The organism is Mucilaginibacter aquariorum, from assembly GCF_024498135.1.
In the GTDB taxonomy this organism is placed as follows: domain Bacteria; phylum Bacteroidota; class Bacteroidia; order Sphingobacteriales; family Sphingobacteriaceae; genus Mucilaginibacter; species Mucilaginibacter aquariorum.
This window is the reverse complement of record NZ_JANHOH010000001.1, coordinates 270,447-290,368: the sequence shown is the minus strand read 5'-3', so window position 1 is coordinate 290,368 and position 19,922 is coordinate 270,447. Positions and strand designations below refer to the sequence as shown.

Annotated in this window: 16 protein-coding genes and 1 tRNA gene; 5 read left to right on the top strand and 12 right to left on the bottom strand. The window is 41.0% G+C overall.

Going from position 1 to position 19,922, the window contains the following annotated elements; all coding sequences use genetic code 11:
• The gene (locus NPE20_RS01145; protein WP_256536753.1) at positions 1–486 is read left to right on the top strand and encodes a hypothetical protein; all 486 of its coding nucleotides are present in this window, start codon (positions 1–3) and stop codon (positions 484–486) included.
• Between the two features lie 102 nt (positions 487–588).
• Here NPE20_RS01145 and NPE20_RS01140 read toward each other — a convergent pair.
• The 3 genes from NPE20_RS01140 to NPE20_RS01130 form a co-directional block, all read right to left on the bottom strand.
• Positions 589–658: transfer RNA gene (locus tag NPE20_RS01140), tRNA-Cys, on the bottom strand.
• A 277-nt stretch (positions 659–935) separates the two neighbouring features.
• Positions 936–1,409, bottom strand: a complete 474-nt coding sequence (locus tag NPE20_RS01135) for a Dps family protein (protein ID WP_256536752.1) — start codon at positions 1,407–1,409, stop codon at positions 936–938.
• Positions 1,410–1,435: 26 nt separating this feature from the next.
• Positions 1,436–2,437, bottom strand: coding sequence for an alpha/beta hydrolase (locus NPE20_RS01130; RefSeq protein ID WP_256536751.1), 1,002 nt, complete (start codon positions 2,435–2,437; stop codon positions 1,436–1,438).
• A gap of 300 nt (positions 2,438–2,737) precedes the next feature.
• Here NPE20_RS01130 and NPE20_RS01125 point away from each other — a divergent pair, with 300 nt between their 5' ends.
• The 3 genes from NPE20_RS01125 to NPE20_RS01115 are packed head-to-tail and all read left to right on the top strand — an operon-like array spanning position 2,738 to position 6,420.
• Positions 2,738–4,456, top strand: coding sequence for a carbamoyltransferase family protein (locus NPE20_RS01125; protein WP_256536750.1), 1,719 nt, complete (start codon positions 2,738–2,740; stop codon positions 4,454–4,456).
• A gap of 1 nt (position 4,457) precedes the next feature.
• A complete protein-coding gene (locus NPE20_RS01120; RefSeq protein ID WP_256536749.1) occupies positions 4,458–5,423 on the top strand; it encodes a glycosyltransferase family 2 protein in 966 nt (321 codons plus the stop codon).
• Position 5,424: 1 nt separating this feature from the next.
• Entirely contained in the window at positions 5,425–6,420 is a 996-nt protein-coding gene (locus tag NPE20_RS01115; protein ID WP_256536748.1) for a glycosyltransferase family 9 protein, read from the top strand.
• Here the strand turns inward: NPE20_RS01115 and NPE20_RS01110 are convergent.
• From NPE20_RS01110 to NPE20_RS01095, 4 genes are read right to left on the bottom strand one after another with little or no spacing between them, the layout of a single operon-like run.
• On the bottom strand, positions 6,347–7,480 hold the full coding sequence (locus NPE20_RS01110) for a glycosyltransferase family 9 protein (RefSeq protein WP_256536747.1): 1,134 nt from the start codon (positions 7,478–7,480) through the stop codon (positions 6,347–6,349). The two genes, NPE20_RS01115 and NPE20_RS01110, sit on opposite strands and share 74 nt — an antisense overlap.
• Positions 7,477–8,040: a D-glycero-alpha-D-manno-heptose-1,7-bisphosphate 7-phosphatase gene (locus tag NPE20_RS01105; protein WP_256536746.1), complete on the bottom strand. Its 564-nt coding sequence runs from the start codon at positions 8,038–8,040 to the stop codon at positions 7,477–7,479. The genes NPE20_RS01110 and NPE20_RS01105 overlap by 4 nt, the downstream gene beginning before the upstream one ends.
• Positions 8,041–8,050: 10 nt before the next feature.
• Positions 8,051–9,334 carry a glycosyltransferase family 4 protein gene (locus NPE20_RS01100; protein ID WP_256536745.1) on the bottom strand — a complete coding sequence of 428 codons (1,284 nt, stop codon included), beginning with the start codon at positions 9,332–9,334 and terminating at the stop codon, positions 8,051–8,053.
• Between the two features lie 11 nt (positions 9,335–9,345).
• Positions 9,346–10,314, bottom strand: a complete 969-nt coding sequence (locus NPE20_RS01095; protein ID WP_256536744.1) for a glycosyltransferase family 4 protein — start codon at positions 10,312–10,314, stop codon at positions 9,346–9,348.
• Between the two features lie 501 nt (positions 10,315–10,815).
• On the opposite strand from NPE20_RS01095, the gene NPE20_RS01090 reads away from it, so the two are divergent.
• Positions 10,816–12,324: an MFS transporter gene (locus tag NPE20_RS01090; RefSeq protein ID WP_256536743.1), complete on the top strand. Its 1,509-nt coding sequence runs from the start codon at positions 10,816–10,818 to the stop codon at positions 12,322–12,324.
• Between the two features lie 91 nt (positions 12,325–12,415).
• Here the strand turns inward: NPE20_RS01090 and NPE20_RS01085 are convergent, their stop codons facing one another.
• The 5 genes from NPE20_RS01085 to NPE20_RS01065 all read right to left on the bottom strand — a co-directional run bounded on the left by NPE20_RS01085 (position 12,416) and on the right by NPE20_RS01065 (position 19,918).
• The gene (locus NPE20_RS01085; RefSeq protein WP_256536742.1) at positions 12,416–12,850 is read right to left on the bottom strand and encodes an Hsp20/alpha crystallin family protein; all 435 of its coding nucleotides are present in this window, start codon (positions 12,848–12,850) and stop codon (positions 12,416–12,418) included.
• A gap of 240 nt (positions 12,851–13,090) precedes the next feature.
• Positions 13,091–13,414 (bottom strand): RNA recognition motif domain-containing protein, encoded by a 324-nt coding sequence (locus NPE20_RS01080; protein ID WP_256536741.1) that lies wholly within the window; start codon positions 13,412–13,414, stop codon positions 13,091–13,093.
• 184 nt (positions 13,415–13,598) lie between these two features.
• Positions 13,599–15,161: a RagB/SusD family nutrient uptake outer membrane protein gene (locus NPE20_RS01075; protein WP_256536740.1), complete on the bottom strand. Its 1,563-nt coding sequence runs from the start codon at positions 15,159–15,161 to the stop codon at positions 13,599–13,601.
• A 17-nt stretch (positions 15,162–15,178) separates the two neighbouring features.
• Positions 15,179–18,580, bottom strand: coding sequence for a TonB-dependent receptor (locus NPE20_RS01070; protein ID WP_256536739.1), 3,402 nt, complete (start codon positions 18,578–18,580; stop codon positions 15,179–15,181).
• A gap of 225 nt (positions 18,581–18,805) precedes the next feature.
• On the bottom strand, positions 18,806–19,918 hold the full coding sequence (locus NPE20_RS01065) for a FecR family protein (RefSeq protein WP_256536738.1): 1,113 nt from the start codon (positions 19,916–19,918) through the stop codon (positions 18,806–18,808).
• Positions 19,919–19,922: the final 4 nt, after the last annotated feature.

Genomic DNA, 19,922 nt, shown 5'->3' with positions numbered 1-19,922 from the left:
ATGATGACAAATAAAAATAATTTTAAAAGCACTTTTCTCACAATGTTAGACAAGAATTCGGGAGAGTTAATAAGTGCAGAAATGCAGCTAAAATTATTGTTATTTGATTGGGTAAATGATGTTCATTCGTTAGATCTTAAAATAGTTATACTTAAGTATTATCATCATACCAACCAAAATATTCTTCACCTTGAAGTTTATTTCAGAGATGAATATTTAGATAAGGAGTTACATACAAATGCTGCTTTTGAGAAATTGATCACAGATTTTAATAACTCTTTATTGCGCTGCTCTGAAGCCGAAGAGAAAGCCTGGTTTTGTATCTGGATGAGAAAGGTAATTGATTTTAAAATAAAAAGTTATGAAAAATTGAGCTTTTATGCTGAAACACTAATGATGCCCGAAAAGGCTGAATTATTTACAAAATTAAAACAGCGTGAAGAAAGAAGCCTGCTGTTTTTAACCAGCTTAACAAGCCTGGATTAAGATTTTAATAGCTTACAAGCATAATTAAAATTAGCTTACAACAAAAAAGCGGAACCTCATTAGAGATTCCGCCTAATCACCATTTTCCGCATCGTTTATTTGAGGTCAGAAGTGGATTCGAACCACTGTACAAGGACTTGCGGGCCTTTGCCTTCCTCTCAGCCATCTGACCATTTGAAGTGTTTTGATTAGAAAAGATTTCCTTGATTTGAAATCTGAAGTAAACTTAATTCATAAAATTCATCAAAATAGCTCTTTTTACATATTGTGCATCAATCTGTATAAAAACACACTTTTTATCACATTTTCATATTTAATACGCCTATTTGCGACTGATAACCCGGTTTACAATTGTGTGTAAGCACCACATAAAGTCCGGGGAATCTCAAATTAATAATGCTTAAAGAACAATGTGAATAATTGTCCTTTAGCATCTAAGATCTGATAAATTATCTGAAGTGAGCCCTGATCATCCAGGCCATACCCTCGTGCGTTTCCATCAGCCCGGTAATAAAGTCACTGGTGCCTGCATCGTTGTATTTATCCGCTATCGCATTTATATTACCTCTGATAAATTCAATGATACTTTCATGATCTTCCAGCAACTCTTTCAAAAAGCCCTGGCTATCATTTTTGCTGTCGCTTTTTTCGGTAAGATGGGTAAGCTGTAAAAGTTGGGTTAAAGTACCCGGTGCGTAATGGCCTATCTTGCGGATACGCTCTGCAACACTATCCATTACTTCATCCAATTGTTCATACTGGCTTTCGAAAAAGATATGCATAGCATGAAAATCAGGGCCTTCAATGTTCCAGTGTGCATTTCTGGTTTTTGTGTATAATACAAATTCGTCTGCTAATAATCTGGCTAATTGGTCTGAAACAGCTTTCCGGTCTTTGTCTTTAATTCCTATGTTAGTTTTCATGATTTAATTTATTGTGATAAGTATGATTAAATGAATAAGTATTTTTTCAATTCCGCGCCGGCTTGCACAATAAGCGATCCAACACCTGGAAGTGTTGCCAGGGCATTTAACAATCCAAAGTCATGGATCATTCCGTTATAGCGAACAGTGGTTACGGTAACCCCTGCTTCATTCAGCTTGCGCCCGTAAGCTTCACCCTGATCTCTGAGTATATCGTTTTCTGCAACCTGAATTAACGCCGGTGGCAAATCTTTAAGTTCGTCAATACTGGCCTGCAAAGGAGATACGGTTATCAATTTCAGTTCATCCGGATCGGTGGTATATTGATCAAACATCCAGTTCATCAACGGGGCTGTTAAAAATCTATCCTGCGCATATAAATGATAAGATTCAGTATCTCTACCGGCATCTGTAACAGGCCACATCATCACCTGCAGGCTAATCTTAGGGCCGTTTTTGGCTTTTGCCTGGAGGCAGGTTGCCGCGGTCATATTTCCGCCAACACTATTACCCACAACTGCCAGTCTGCTGCCATCTACATTAATTTCCGCGCCGTTTTCGGCAACCCATTTTGTAGCCGCATAAATTTGGTTAATAGCCACAGGATATTGTGCTTCTGGCGATGGTGTATAATTTACAAAAGCCGCTACCGCGCCAGAGGCTACCACAAGATCGCGTACTAAACGCTCATGAGTTGGGTAATCGCCCAATATCCAGCCACCGCCATGTATAAAAATAAATACGGGTAATACTTCACTTACACCTTCGGGGCGCACAATAGTTAGTTTTACAGATTGTCCGTCTTCGGTAATTGTTTTCTCTGAAACTTCGACACCCGAAAGATCGACCTTAACGGAGGCCTGTGCGCCAACTAATACCTGCCGTGCATCTTCTTTAGAGAGTGTCTCTAATGGCGCTCCTCCGCTCGTGTTTAGTGCCTTTAAAAACTCTTGGGTTCCCTTGTCCAGGTGTGGGTCTTCTGCATAGTTAACTGCCGATGCAGAAGAAGAGCTGTTGTCTGTTTTCATTTTGTAATGGTTTGGTAAATGCCTTGATTTGTTACCCTAAATTTACACCCTTATTGGGGGATATTGAAACTAATATTTGCTGTATAGACATAGATGACTTAACTATTACGTATCATCAAAAGGCTTAAATTAATACTATAGATAATATTTTAATCATTGCATCAATTAACCTACTCGAAATTATTTTTTCTTAAAACTATAATTCATTTACCCTGTTTAATTACTGATGATGTACTAAATACACCATGTATTTGGGCATTTAAGGGATAAAATTATACTGTTGATTGAAATTACCGCTTGATGTATACATTAGGAATTAATGCCGCGTTCCACGATTCTGCGGCTTGTATTATAAAAGATGGCATGTTGCTTGCCGCTACCGAAGAGGAACGTTTTACTCACTTTAAGCATGGCAAGCGCCCTGTACCATTTTCTACCTGGGAACTTCCGTTCCATGCCATTGATTACTGTTTAAAAATTGCAGACATTCATATAAATGATATTGACCATATTGCTTATTCTTTCGATCCTTATCTGTTGGTAGGTGAGCAATATCGGGGCAAATCAACTATAGAAATCCCGTTTGAAGAAAAGCGCTCTCATTTAAATGATGAGTTTAGCAATCCCTGGGAGCCGCTGTTCCTCTCGTCGATCATTAATGCCCCGGGCCAGTTAAGAGATGGTTATCCCCATCACCTGCAGCAACGTTTTATTGGTTGTAATATTGGTCGCGATAAATGGCACTTTGTTGAACACCATGTTTCGCATGCCGCCAGCGCATATAATTGTTCGCCATTTAAAAATGCCGCGGTAATGACAGTTGACGGTCGTGGTGAGCTGGCTACAACAACTTACAACACCGGCAGCGGGCAGCAACTAAACAGGATAGGCCAGGTAAATATGCCACATTCGCTGGGTTTATTATATGAAAATGTAACCACGCATTTAGGTTTCCTGCATTCCTCAGATGAATACAAAGTAATGGCATTGGCATCGTATGGTAAGCCGGAGTTTGTTAAAGATTTTATAGAGATAGTACAATTAGGCAGTAACGGGCAATACACCATCAACAATCAAAACCTTACAGAACGTTTTGGCCCAAAACGCCTAAGACATGAAGACTTTACATCATTCCATTTCAATATAGCGCACTCTTTGCAATTGGTATTAGAAGAAACCATGCTGGAGCTAACCGGCTGGCTGCAACGAGAAACCCAGGAAGAAAACCTGTGTCTTGCAGGTGGTGTAGCGCTTAATTGTGTAGCCAATGCCCGCATTAGGGACAGGGGCGCATTTAAAAATATTTGGGTGCAACCGGCATCTGGCGATGATGGTACCGCGTTGGGTGCGGCGCTTTGGGTTGATGCGCAACAACGTAAAAGCAACGACAAAACCTTTGTGATGGACCATTGCTATTGGGGCCCCGAATATACCGATGAAGAAATAGAGAAGGCCATGAAACTTTGGAAAGTGCCTTACCGCCGGCTTAACAATATTGCCGAAGAAACCGCTGATATACTGGTACAAGATAAAATAATTGGCTGGTACCAGGGCCGCATGGAGTTTGGACCAAGGGCATTAGGTAGCCGCTCTATACTGGCGTCACCAATAAACCCGGCTATGCAGGCACGTTTAAATGAGGTGAAAGACAGGGAAGATTTTCGCCCGGTGGCCCCGGTTGTGTTGGAAGAAGAAGCCGGCGAATGGTTTGAAAATGCAGGCTACTCCCCTTTTATGCTGTTTATTTATGATGTAAAACCTGATAAAGCCGACAAAATCCCTGCTGTAAGACACACAGACGGTACAGCAAGGATCCAAACCATTAATGAGCGCCAGCATAAAAATTATTATGACCTGCTTAAAGCCTTCCACCGCAAAACGGGGGTACCTGTATTGGTAAATACATCGTTCAACACATTGGGTAAACCGATAGTCTGTACCCCAAGGGATGCTATAGAATGTTTTTGGTCGTCGCCATTTGATGCATTAATAATTGGATCATTCGTAATTGAGAAGTAATATGATAATTTCTGTTGTTGTACCCACCTATCGCCGTCCGCAGCTTTTAACGAAATGCCTGGAGGCATTGCTGATGCAAAAATTTGATAAAAGCCAGTATGAAGTTATAGTTGTAAGTGATGGCCCGGACGCCGAAACAAAAAAAATATTCGATGATCTTACAGGGCATGACTATCCTTCGCTACGATTTATTGCTATGCCACAAAAAAAGGGACCGGCAGCCGCGCGTAATTACGGTTGGCTAAATGCAAAGGGGCATATTATTGCATTTACCGATGATGATTGCGTACCCGATGCCTATTGGTTAAAAGAGATAGTGGCCCATTGCGATTCCAACGAAAATGTTGCGCTTACTGGTAAGGTGATTGTTCCGGTTAGCAAACGTCCTACCGATTATGAGTTAAACACCGCTAACCTGCAAAAATCCGATTTTATTACAGCCAACTGCGCTTGCACTAAAAAAGCATTATTAAAAGCAGGCGGTTTTGATGAACAGTTTAGTATGGCCTGGCGCGAAGACAGCGACCTGGAGTTTAAACTCATCAATAATAATATACCTATAAAACGTACAGAAAGCGCTTTGGTTACCCACCCGGTACGCAAATCTACATGGGGTGTGAGTGTAAAAGAGCAAAAGAAAACCATGTTTGATGCCTTGCTATACAAAAAATACCCTCAACTTTATCGTCAAAAAATAAACCCAAGGTCGCCTGTATTATACTACCTTATAATTACCGGGTTTTTATTAATGCTGTCAGGATTAATAACCGGCCTACCTATTTTAACCCTAACAGGATCAATTGTATGGATAAGCTTTACTCTGTTTTTTATTACAAAACGTTTATATACTACTAAACTTACAATAAACCATATCGCAGAGATGGTTGTTACCTCTATCATTATACCGTTTGTATCGGTGTTTTGGCAATGGTATGGGGCGGTAAAATATCGGGTATTATTTATTTAGAATGATGAAACTCCCTCCCTCTCAAATAAAAAAGATAGCCGTATTCAGGGCTTTGCAACTGGGGGATATGCTGTGTGCTATACCCGCAATTAGGGCATTGCGTAGCGCATACCCCAACGCAGAAATAATATTAATAGGCTTAAACTGGGCAAGATCGTTCACCGAAAGGTTTAGCAATTATTTTAGCGGATTTATAAGGTTCGCCGGGTATCCGGGTTTACCCGAACAGGGTTTTGAACCGGCAGCTTTTACAAATTTTCTTTCCATTGTTCAAAAGGAAGAATTTGATTTGGCGATACAAATGCAGGGAAACGGATCTATAATTAACCCGATGATGGAGCTTTTGGGAGCTAAACATGTGGCGGGTTACTCAAAGGATGGTCATTACGCACCGGATAACGGTCTGTTTATGCCTTACCCGGATTATGGGCATGAGATAGACAGGCACTTATTATTAATGGATTTTTTAGGTATCGAATTAAAAGGCAATGATCTTGAATTCCCGCTGACTACTGACGATTATAATTCGTTAGATGAATTAAAGCTAAAAATTGAACCCCAAAATTACGTTTGTATTCACCCCGGTTCAAGGGGTACATGGCGGCAATGGCCGGTACAATATTTTGCATCACTGGCCGACTACTGTATTGAGCAGCGCTATAAAGCGGTATTAACCGGCACTACGGAAGAAGCGGATATTATAAATGAGGTAATTAAACAAATGCGTTATGAACCCATCAATACTGCGGGAAAAACATCAATGGGTGCAGTTGGTGCATTAATTCAGAATGCAGCCATGCTGATATCTAATTGTACAGGCGTATCGCATATTGCATCAGCTTTTAAGACACCAAGCATTGTAATTAGTATGGATGGGGAGCCCCAGCGATGGGGGCCGCTTGATAAAAGGGTTCACAGAACCATTAACTGGCTGCAATCGCCTGATTTTCATTCGGTATTTCGTGAAACGGTTGAGCTGGTGAGCCTGGCCGGTTGAGCAACTCATCCATTGCGGTTAAAATATCATCTGCAGAAGGCAGATCTATTGATTTGTTATAAAGACTATTATTTACATGAACAATAACTTCATTCCTGCTGTGCAAATGCGCAGGAACAGGGAACTGTAAAACTTTATTAGCTACATTCCAGGGCGTATGCTGCGGATTGGTTTGCGCATATAAAACAACAACCGGCGTACCTACCGCAGCTGCTATATGTACCGTACCTGTATTAACTGATAACATTATCGGGGCGTGTTTTACAAGGCAAACAAACTCATCCAAATTAAATAATCCGGCAACAGAAAAGCTCCCTTCCCCTATTATGTTTTCCAGCGCATCAGTTAAAGGTTTTTCATCCAACGAACCGGTAAGGAGTATTTGATAGCCTTTTTCACTAATCAATTTTTGCGCTGCATCTGCCCATTTTCGAATAGGATACTCACGCTTTCTTTCGCTTACACCTGCATGTAATATCAACCAGGGTTTGTTGATGTCTACACCTGTTTCTATTAACTTTTTAGTAATAAGTTGCCACAGCTCCTCTTGCACCATCAAATACAGATTTTCGTTATCAGTAAATGCGCCTATAGTTGCTACCAGGTCAAGATCACGGCGCACCTGATGTTCGATGAGCGTGTAAGGTTCTTTATCGGGCACCCAATCTGTTAATAAATGGTAGGGATTTTCGCGGCAATAAGCCAATACCTTTGGGATGCCGGCCAGATAAGCCAACATAGCAGTAGGTAAAGGGCTTTGACTATAAACAGTAAATATCACCGCCGCATCAAAACTTCTTTCTTTTATAACAGACACAATTTGGTTAATGCTTTCAGCGTCCGGCGTATCTGGAGTTTTCACCCAGGGCATGTCAAATATTAAGGCATCATCAATCTCGGGGATATGTTTAACTATACCTTTTGCCATTGATGAAGTGAGCACTGTTATTTTAGCGTCAAAGCTTTCCTTTAGTGCCCGCATAGCCGGTGCCGTCATTATCAGATCGCCCATGTTATCCGGGCGGATACAAAGAATGTTTTTAAGATGCAGCAAACTCATGCCATTACTTTAGTTAAAATTTCATCGGCGGCGTCGTTAATGCATCGGCAAATAATAGTTGGTTCGCGATAATCACCCTTTACCCACTCGGTTTCGTTACCATTATCAATTAAAACTGTTTGGCAATTGGCGCGGTTGCCCGCTTCCACATCGTTCAAAATATCACCTATCATCCAGGATATGGTTAAGTCGATATTATGTTCTGCAGCAGCTTTTATCAACATGCCGGGCATGGGCTTACGGCAATCGCAGTTGATGGCATAAGCGCTTACTGAACCTGATGGGTGGTGTGGGCAGTAATAAAACCCGCTTAAAAACAAACCGTTAAAATCAAACAATTCTCTCACCCTGTCTTCTACAGCCAGTAAACTGTCTTCCTTAAAAAATCCCCGTGCCACGCCAGATTGATTTGAAATTATTATTAACTGGTAACCATCATTCTGCAAACGTTTCAATCCATCAACAGCATCAGGCTGTAAGGTAATTAGATCCGCATCAATATTGTAAGGGATATCCGGGATAAGGGTGCCATCTTTATCTAAAAAAACCGCCTTGTTCATAATTTCATAATTAAGCAGCTTTTGATTTTTGTTGAACCAGTTTGCCTTCTTTAGCTATCGGTGTCATTTTTTTGTATAGTGAGTGCACTTCATCGGCCACCTGCGCCCAGGTAAAATACCTGTTTACACGTTCAATAGCATTTTCGCTCATCCAATCTAAAGTTCCCGGGTCATTCACCATTTCGGTTATGGCTTCTGCAAGCATACCGGGGTTATGCGGGTCAACCAGTTTACCGGTTTCGCCATCGGCAACGCTATATTTAATACCACCAACATTACTGCCTATTACCGGAGTACCACAAGCCATTGCCTCCAGTGGGGTAATGCCAAATGGTTCGTACCACGGTGTGGTGATAAATACATCCGCGGCAGCGTAATAAAATTTTAACACATTGCGGTTCTTGCGCCCGGTAAATATCACCGAATCTACCACATTCTGCTTGCGGGCAATATTGAGTAGCCTTACATATTCGGGGCAAGTGTTTTCTTCCAGCTTTTCATATTCGCCCCCTACAATTAATAATTTAATCGGTTTTTTGGTATTCTTTACGTTACTTAAAGCCTCTATCACATTATCAACACCTTTACGCGGCACCATGCGGCCCAGCTGTAATATCAGGTGCTCATCTTGCGGCAAACCCAATATTTTACGTGCGGCTTGTTTATCCATAGGATGGAACTCTTTAGCGCTAAAGCCACATGGAATGATGCTGATCTTATTTAAAGGCGCGTTATAATATTGAACCAGGTCATCCCTATCTTGTGGGCATTCTGCAATTATATGATCGGCTTGCTTCACTGCCTGCTCTTCTATATAAAGGCGCTCAACCGGGAATTTATCCTGATCGGCCTGGTGTATGCGGCGTACATGGCCCAACGCATGAAACGTAACCACAAAAGGTATACCCAGCTCTTTTTTAATGCCCATTGCTACCTGTGCAGACATGAAGAAGTTTGCATGTATCAGCGAATAATGCAAACGCTCTTTAGCAATAAAAGCGATCATATTATCCTTAAACTCATCCATATGCTGTAAAAGCTCCTCTTTTATAACATTGCATGCCGGGCCGGCCTTAATATTAATAACCCGCACACCCGGAACCCAATTCACAACATCTGCAATCTCAGCATTATCCCTGCGGGTAAATACATCAACTAAATACCCCCGCCCTATTAAATGCTTAGCTAATTGAGCTACATAAACATTTTGCCCGCCGGTATCTACACCACCCAGATCTGCCATGGGCGAAGCATGCTCGCTTATAAACGCGATTCTTTTACTTTGATATTTCATAGTATATATGTTTAGGCTGATATTAATTTTTCGTTTTTGCGGGATGTTACTTCGGTAAATAACTGCTCCCAGTCATTAGTAAATCGTTCTATATTAAAACGTGTCATGGCTACTTCACGCCCATTATTACCTATCTCCCGGGCCAGTTCCGGATCCTTTATCAGCAGTTTCATTTTCTCGATCAGGTAATTAATATCTGTATGAATAAACCCGGAATAACCATTATCTATTACTGCCGAAAGCTCTGTAGCTGCCAAACCAACAACGGGTATCCCCATCATCATTGCTTCGCAGATGGCTAAGCCAAGGCTGGTATAACGGATAGGGTTAAAAAAGAAACGGTAACGGCTCTGAAACTCGGGTAATTGCGGATGCAACACCTCTCCCAATCCTAATTCGCCTGTACCCATACCCACCAGATCCAGCGGGACATGTTTGCGTGCTTCAAGGAAAACATCTAAGCCCAGCAGACGCCCACGAGTTGGCAAATTGTTTATTACCACAATACCTTTATCCAGTTGGCCTGTGTAAATAACGCCTGTATTGGTTACACCATGCTCTATGACCCGGGTTGGTATGTTGTTGTTATCCCACATCAGTTTATTAAAATGGGTAACATGTACCAATATTATGTCGGGATCGTTGATCAGGTGTTTAGTATCTGTTGGATGCTGGCGCGGAGGATCGTGTTCCAGGTATATTTTTGGCAGCTCGCGCTGTTCTGCAGATAATATTTCAAACTGATCTACAGTATAATTTTGGTTGGTTTGAAACAGAATGCAATCAAACTGCTCATCTTTGACCTTATTTGCAGGTATCTCTATAACATTGTCACCAAAGGGGAACGTTTCACCCCTGCCATAATAGCCTTCGGTTCTCCCGGGCTTTGTAGGAATATAGATGTCATAATCCCCCAGAGAAAGGTAGTACAGGTAACTACCGTGAATGTGCCATGTAAAAATCTTCAGTTTGCCTTGCATAATTATCGTTATATGAAATATTAATTCATTAAACAATAACAAAGCCAAACATCAAGTTAATAAGATTTCGACCTAATTCAGTAAAAATTCCGTAAATTAATATGGCGTTTTGATGAAAATTTTATGAAATTCGTAAAATATGGCACAAGTGGCACCGCATCATATTGACAACACTGTCCACTTATGTTAACACCAAAACTTAAATAACGAGCATAGAATGGCACATTTAGTATCTGCAATTTAGAGCTGATTGTTCCATCGCTTCCACATTTTGCGGAAGATACTCCTTCTTTAATTCTACACTTCTGCCAATAAAGCAGAAGTGACATACTTTTAATTATAAATTAATTATCTGTAAATCAATAATATAAATAAAATTTATCATAGAAGATACTACGACAGGCAATTTGTATGTTATAAAGTGCAGGTTAATAGCTTGTTCCCTAATTAAACTATTTATTAAATGCAAAGTCCCTGTAACTGTATGCAGTTACTATTATTATGAATTTACGCCCCTCAGAAAAAATTACAAACAATCAGTTAAATTCAGGTTTAAAATATGTTATTGCCGACGGCCTATCGGCAGAAGCAATGGTTGTGTTTACAAGCGGTACATTTTTAACCGCAATGGCCATACATATGGGTGCTACAAACTTCCAGCTAGGTTTGCTCGCGGCGCTCCCTACCTTTACTACCATTTTTCAGCTGGCATCTATATGGCTGGTACAAAAATTTAATAATCGTAAAATTATTACATCGGTTTTTAACCTGCTGGCGCGACTGCCCCTTCTTGCAATAGGTGTTATGCCCTTGTTATTCAGAGGTACAACAACTATACAGGTATTACTGGTACTGCTTTTCTTTCAGCATATATTTGGTGATATAGCAGGTGCCAGCTGGAACTCGTGGATGAAAGACCTGATTCCTGGCGATAGGCTGGGTAGTTTCTTTAGCAAACGCAGCCGCATTGCCCAAACCTTAAACGTTACACTTAGTTTAGCCACAGCTATGTGTATAGATTACGTAAAAACGCATTATCCCGCCCATGAAATCACCGCTTATACTACCCTATTTTTAGCCGGGGGGGTATTGGGCATGTTTAGCGTATTTTTGTTACTACGCACACCCGAGCCACAACCTACTGTAATGAATGGTAAGGTGATGAGTATGTTCGGTAAATCGCTTAAAAACAAAAACTTCAGGAACCTGCTGGTATTTAACTCGGTTTGGGCGTTTGCACTAAATTTGGCCACGCCATTTTTTACGGTGTTTATGCTTAAAACAATTGGGCTACCGCTATCATATGTAATTGGCCTGGCCATTATCAGCCAGTTAAGCAGCATCGCGTTTTTAAAACTTTGGGGTAACTATAGCGACAGGTTTAGTAACAAAACCATTATTAATATTTGCGCGCCGCTTTATATTACCTGTATACTGGCATTTGCTTTTACCGCTATGCCGTCGTCACACCTGGCAACATTGGCTATACTTGTTATAATACATATTGTTAGCGGTTTATCTACAGCCGGTATTAACCTTGCATTGAGTAATATAGGCATTAAACTGGCCCCTAAGAACGAGGCTATTGTTTATATTTCGGCTAAGAATATGCTTGTAGCTTTCTTTTCTACAATAGCCCCAATGGTGGGTGGACTGATGGCCGATTTTTTTGCCAGCCACCAACTGTTATGGAACCTGCAATTGAAAAGTGCTGATGGAATATCAAACATACAAATGCTTGACCTGCAGGGCTGGAACTACTTCTTCATAATTGGTGGCCTGCTGGCCATGTTTTCTATGAAGCTGTTAGCTAAGGTTAAAGAAGATGGCGAAACGCACAAAAACAAGGTAAGGATACATATGCGGGCCACATTGCGTAATAAGCTACGTAAAAATCTGGGGCGCGAAATAACCGATAACTTGTATGCGCCATCAATAGCTGTAAGGCGCAAGGTGATAAAAATGTTTAAACTTAGCACTGCAACGCCAGTGCTAAAAAAATCTGCCTGAAAGAGTATTTCGCCAATACAAGGGTCCCACTTAAACATAAAAGAAAAGGCCACCGCAAAACGGCGACCTTTTAAATATATGATAGAGTTGTTTATTTTAACTCGATCTGGCGGCTTATGGATTTAGCCTCTTCTTTTTTAGCTACATCTATCTTCAGTATTCCATCTTCGTAGGTAGCTTCAATTCTGTTGTTATCAGCCAGATCGGGTAAGGTAAACGAACGAACAAACGAGTTGTAACTGTATTCGCGCTTGTTGTACTTGCGGTCGTTATTTTCGGTTTGTTGTTCTACAGAAATGTTCAGCAAATTATCGTCTACGTTGATCTTGAAGTCCTGTTTCTTCAAGCCGGGGGCAGCAAGCTCGATATGGTAGTTATCTGACGATTCGCTGATATTAACGGCAGGTACACGGGTAACCATGCGCTCATTAAAGAATGAATCATTAAATATTGATTCGAAAACGTCATTAAAGCCTGGCAATAATGCGTTATTACCTCTGTTGTTGTTAAATTTAACCAATGTCATGGCATTTTCTCCTTTAAAAATCTTTTAAAAAATAAATGATCAATTAATTCATTAAACCTTTGGAATCGGTATCCGTCAGCATTTAAACAAACAAAATGCCAAACAAAAACCAAGATGTTTTTGAAAAAAAATAGGGTAAAAATGACAGTAGAAAATGAAAAAATTTCAGTCGCGATGACACTTTTTCAGCGGTAATCATCTACCCTATCGCACCAGGAAACTTTAACTTAATTAACAACACTATTGGCGTCTAGGCCGTTTGGCTTTAACAGGTGCATCATAACGCCTTATATTGACATGGGCAGGCTTAACTGCCACGGGTTCATCTTCCTTAATACTGATGCTTAACTTCCGGTCACCTAAAGGGGTTCCATCCAGCATTTCTACGGCCAGTTCAGCACCTTTTCGGTCTGTCATTTCCACAAAGGCATACCCCTTGCATACCCGCGTTTTTTTATCACGAACGATCTTGATCGTGCTCACATCTCCATGAAGCGCGATAAGCTGAACGAGTTCCAGTTCTGTCATGTCCAGCGGAAAACCGCCAACAAATAATTTAACCATACTGTTTATTTGTACGCTATAAAACTAAGAAATCAACAGGAGTAAACAAATACCTAAATTACCTATGTTTATACCTGATCAGATAGCTCATAAACGCTTAAAAATCAGGAACCACCTTAAGTTAATAAGGTGGCTCCTGGTTAATGTATGTCTGGATCAGCAAATGTGTTCCTGTCAATTAATGTTAATGATAGCCTGGGTTTTGGTCGGCAGGTGTTATCTGATCATTCAGCTTCATTTCCACATCTGGTATTGGATAAAGCATATTAAATGATTGGATACTTCCTGATTGTTTAGCCCATTTGTTATACGTTTTTATACGATCAACAAATTTACCGGTACGTATTAGATCAATACGGCGCCAGTTTTCGGCAAAAAGCTCGCGGATACGCTCGTCCAGCATCATGGTGCGGAATTCATCCGGTGATGCAACAGTCCAGCGTTTATCGGCAGGTAAAGTACCGCCCCATGCACGTGCCCTTACTTCGTTAACAACATTAACAGCATCGGCTGTTTTGCCTAACTCGTTCAAACATTCCGCATAGCAAAGCTTGATATCACCTAACCTTAATATAGGCATGTTTTTACCGGAGTTCCACTCGTTATTGATCTGCATACCCGAGTGTTTATCAGTACGGAAGTCCTCATACTTTTTCACATGAGGTTTCAGTTCATCATAATCATTACCAAGGTCTTCCCACGTTATTCGCTCTAAAGTTGGTGTTTCGCCATAATAAGTAAAATCATAACGGATGCTTTCTCTTTTGCGTAGGTCGCCATCTTCCCATACCCCGCCGTTTGCAACGGTTTCGTATGCATGCACTGTAGGCACAACTTTATCATAGCCCGAATAGTAGCAACCATCGCCAAAGAACGATTGCACCGCACGCGAACCTATCTGGAATTGCACTTTATTATTGTTCGGATAGATCGGGCTAAACTGAAACTCGAAAATAGATTCGGTAGTATTAGGTTTTGAATAGTCCCAAAGGTCCTTATACGGCACTAAGGTGTAGTTCCCCATCATTTTTTCGAAACACTCTTTAGCCTTTGCAAAATCGCGTAACCCGGTCGACTCCGGTGCCGACATGTAAGCCTTACCCAGCATAGCCCAGGCAGCGCCTGATGTTGCCCTACCGGGATCATTTTTTGCAGGGGCAAGGTTTGCAGCCTTTGTAAAGTCATCAATAATAAACGTCCATACATCCCTAAGTGGCTGGCGGCGGAAACCCAGCTCTGCCTCGCGGTTCAAATCCCTGATAGGGATCTCTCCCCAGTACATAGCCAGCTCAAAATCCATAAAACCCCTAACAAAACAGGCTTCGCCTAATAAAGTGGCCTCTTTGGTGCCCGGGGCGCCATTAAGTTTTTGAAGGCCTCTTATCATTTTTGCGGCCTCGTTTACAACCGGCCAGCGAAGGTTCCATTGGTTAGCGGTATAATTGAGCAGGGAATTTAAGTTTCCATCATAACGATCCAGCCCGCCCTTTAGCGCGTCGCTTTTCATTTGAAATGCACCTTGCTGTAACTCATCGGTCCCCATCATTGTTATTAAGCCCTGCTCGTCTGTCCTGATATTTTTCCAGTTAGCATATACGCCTTTTAAGCTCGTTTCTATTAGCTCGACATTTGAGTACACCTTATCTTCATCCAACTTAGTTTTACTCTCCTCTGTCAGGAATTTTTTGCAGGAGGCCGAAAACAGCACTGTTCCTGCAATCAATATGTTTATAAAAGTCTTTTTCATAATCTTTAGCATTCAGGTTAAAATCCAAAATTAACACCTACAACAAACGATTTTACCGGTGGGTAACCGTAATCTCCGGTTTCCGGGTCAAGGCCTTTGTATTTAGTGATACAGAACAGGTTTGAACCGGTAAAGTAGATACGCATACGGTTAGCATGCCAGTTACTCATCAACTTATCGGGTAAGTTGTAGGATAATGTTAATGCAGATAAACGCAAGTACGAAGCGTTTTGCAGGCTGTAATCCAATTCTGACGGACTATACCTGTTATAACTGGTATTGGTGATAACACGCGGAACGGTAGCATTGGTATTTTCTGGTGTCCAGCGGTTTAACAGATCTGTTGATGCCATGCTTTCGCCAATGCTGTTTATCAGCCCTTCATAATAACTGCTGATTTTTTTAGCGCCATGTGAGTATACAAAAACAGCGTTTAATGCTATGCCTTTATAAGACAGGTCTGTTGAAAAGCCACCATAAAACTTAGGGTCTTTTACGCCTACAACCTGCTTATCATACTGGTTAACAATGCCGTCTTTTACACCGTTAGGGCCCGAAACATCCAGGGCAAATAAATCACCAACGCCTACTGTTTTACCATTGTAGTTAACACCCTCCCACTCAGAACGGTTGGATTCCTGCGCTATGCCACCCGAACGAAATGTATAGATGTTGTTAAGCGATTGACCAAGAAATAAATTGCCTTCGCGTTGCACAACGTTTTCATACAGGTTGTATATCTCTGTAGCATTGCCATACAGTTGTTTTACGGTATTTTTATTGAACGATATGTTTCCGGATAACGTCAGGTTCCAGTCGTGGCTTTTTATTACCTCTCCGGTTACAGACAACTCGATACCTTTGTTATTTATACGGCCAATATTTTGCCACTCTTGTGTATAACCGGTTGTTGTTGCCAACGCGCGGTTAAGCAACAGGTTATCGTTGTTGATGTAAAACGCATCTGCAGTAACCATTAAACGCGAGTTAAGGAATGCCATATCAATACCTAAATTGGCTTGTTTTTGCTTTTCCCAGGTAATATCCGGGTTTCCGCGGCGGCCATCATTAACAATTAACGCGTTGCCATTGTCTATCCTTGAACCATATAATGTTTGATACGCATATTTATCAATGTCCTGGTTACCTACAACACCATATCCGGCACGTATCTTCAATTGATTGAATATATTCTGTTCTTTCATGAAACTTTCACGGCTAACATCCCACGCGGCAGAGAAAGAAGGGAATATACCCCAGCGGTTACCATCAGCAAATTTTGATGAACCATCATAACGTGCAGTACCTGTTAAGAAAAACCGCTCATCGTAGTTATAGGTAGCACGTGCAATAACAGAGAATAACGAGTAACCGTTAAAATCTGACCCCAATACTGATTTTTCCACCGCGGCTGCTCCACCAAGGTCATAATACAACAGATCGTCGCTTGCAAATCTGTCGCCCTGCGCTTTGGTATAGTTTGCACTGCGGCGGCTGGCGCTGGTACCTAATACAGCACTTATACGATGCTTTGAAGCGATAGTAGTGTTATAAGACACTGTGTTATCCCATTGCCAGTACAGGTCGTTCCAGCGTTCGTGTTTGGCACGCGAGTCGCCGTTATACTGCCTGTATGCTTCCTGAATATTCTTTGGTGTAAACTCAAACCAGCTTTGCTGTGCATAATCAACAGCATAGGTAGAGCGAATATCCAGCCCTTTTATTGGGTTGATATTAATGTAGTTGGATGTTACTAACCTGTTCCTGTTTTGGTTACGAGTTATATCAAGCGAGTTGAACGGGTTATAATCATTGTTGTTCTGCTCGCCATGTGAGCGATAGTATACCGTTAGGTAATCACTTGTATACCTTGTACCTGCAGCCATGTAAGGCTCATAGTTAAGCAACGGGTTGCCGTTAAGCGCTTTGTTGTATACGTCATCAGATGGTAAATTGTCATCGGTACGGGTAAAACCTGTGTTTGTACCAACTTTTAACCAGCGTTTAACGTCATACTCGGCGTTAAAGCGGCCTGTATATTTATTCTGGTTTGTTTCATCAATAATACCTTTAGTACCTGCATAACCAAAGCTCAGGTAGAATGTGCTTCTATCCGATCCTCCTGAAAAGCTCAGGGCATGATTTTGCTGAAAACCTGTACGCTTTACCTGATCTATCCAGCTGTAGCTTTTCTTACTATTATAGGTTTCAAACTCCTGGTTAGAGAAAGCTATATTAGTTTTTAGCAGTGTATTATTAATGTAATCTTGTCTGTTTGCAGTAGGGTTATCTTTCATGTAACCATTTGCATAAGCATCAATCCTTAAATCAGCAAGTTGCCCGGCATTAAGTGTGGCAGGCATGTTGGCAAAATTTGAGAATCCTGCCCATCCATCATAAGTAATTACGCCGTCGCCACCTTTTTTACGGCCTTTTTTTGTGGTAACAACTACTACGCCGTTTGCCCCGCGCGAACCGTAAAGGGCGGTTGCAGAAGCATCTTTTAGTATCTGAACAGAAGATACATCATTAAGGTTAATTGAATTAAACCCACCCTGATTGTTTTCCATTATCAAACCATCAACCACATATATGGGCGATGAACCGGCATTGATCGTGTTTATACCACGGATCCTGATAGTAGCATCATCGCTGGGTTTTGATCCACCGCTTATGAACACACCGGCCACGCGGCCTTGTAATCCCTGGTTAATATTGGTAACAGGGCGCTCCAGCAATGTTTTAGAATCTACGTTACTTACAGAACCTGTAAGATCGCCTTTCTTAAAAGCCGCACCTACAACAATCACCTCATTAAGGCTGTTGCTTGCCGAAACCATCACAATTTTCATTGGCCCGGCTTGAGCCGGGATTTCCTGCGTTTCAAACCCAATAAACGTAAATACCAATATGGTACCCGGTGCAACATTTAACGAAAAATTACCATCAATATCAGTTACTGTACCGGTTTGGGTACCTTTAATAGCAACTGTTACCCCCGGCAATGCCTCGCCTTTTTCGTCAACAGTTCTTCCCTTAACGGGTTCCTGGGTCATATCCAGATCAAAGCGTAGTTTGTTTTCGGCTGGTACTTCGTTATTTAAATTCCTGATAACGATAACATCGCCCGATACCTCGTAGCTTAATTTAAGCGGCGTTAATATTTGGTTTAAAACATCGCCCAATGTTTTTTTCTTAAAGGCTACATTCACTTTTTGGCTACTGTTTATCAGTTGAGGACTAAACACAAAACTGACATTACACTGCGTTTCAAGGTTTTTAATTACACTTTTAAGCGTGGCGTTATTTTCAGTTATAGATATCTTCGTTTCAAGAATTGCTTGCGCCTTCCCTTCTTTAGCTACAGCACTACCTAATAATGAAAGAATTATTGTTAACTGTAAGAATGTAATCTTCATTATTGTTATGAGTATCGGTTTATATTTCATAATTTTAATTTGGTTAATAATCAATTTTTTAACTGACAAGAAGGCCCCACTCAATCGCCTGGCGATTACAGTAAAATGGGATGTCAAAAACATTTTTTGGGGGCTAACACTTCGACCGGCAATATTAGTAGTATTGCCGGTTTATTGTTTTGGCTGATATTTAGATGGTCTTTCTTCTCTCCATATTATTTTTTCTCATTTAGTAATTGGTTGTATATGTTGTTGGTTTTGTGCACTTATTATAATTCGCCCGTCTTTAAACTCGAACGAGGCATTTACTGCTGTACATATTAGTTTAACTTTCTCATCCAGCGGCTTTTTGGATATTGATGCATTCAGGCTGATATTGCCAAGTTTGGCTTTATCATATTCAATATTAACGTCGTAAACCTTACTGATCTTCTCAACAATCACAGAGAAAGGCGTATTATCAAAGGTGAACTCCTTTTGAGCTATCTCTTCTGATAAGATCAAAGGCACTGGCAGCGTTTCCTTTTTAAATTTCAGCTGTTGCGGCTGATATGTTACCTGCTGATTTGGAACCAGGATTATTGAGTTTTGCCTATTAGTACCGGCGGCAGCCTTTTTATTATCATATACCAATACTTTGCCTGTATTAACAATCACTTTAAAATCCTGCTTACCTTTTTGAGATCTTACGGTGAAACTTGTGCCCAATACCCGCACTACCATATCGTTACTGTGTACCAGGAAAGGTATTGCCGGGTTTTTATGAACCTCAAAAAAGGCCTCCCCATCCAAAATAACATCCCTTTTTTTGGCAAACGACCTGATGTATTTTAACCCGGATCCCGGTTTTAAAACGGCAAGGCTGCCGTCACTCATCTGCACCACCTTTGACTTGGCAGATGTATTGATCACACTTAAATACTCGCTATTCAACGTATTAACTTGCTGATGCAGCTGTGGTGACGTGGTTGATTTTAATTTAACAAATAAAAAGCCAATTGATACCAGCACTAATAACATGGCAGCAACCTTAAAGTATTTCGACTGGTAAAATTTTAAGGAAACAACATTATCATCTTCGGCTTTATTGTGCAGCCGGTTCTTTATATACCCAACAATCTCATCTACTTCGGTATCACTTAAGGTGGTATCAAGTGGTTTTACAGTAACCGAGGATACAATGAAACGGGCATTTTCCACTACGGATTTTTTATCCGGATTATTCAGCAGCCACTCACTCCAGAAAGTGTTGTGCGCTTCGGTACCTTTTAAAACCCAGTCAATAAAAAAATCATCGTGCAGAAAATCTTCTACCTCGTAGTTTGTATAATTGGTCACGGTA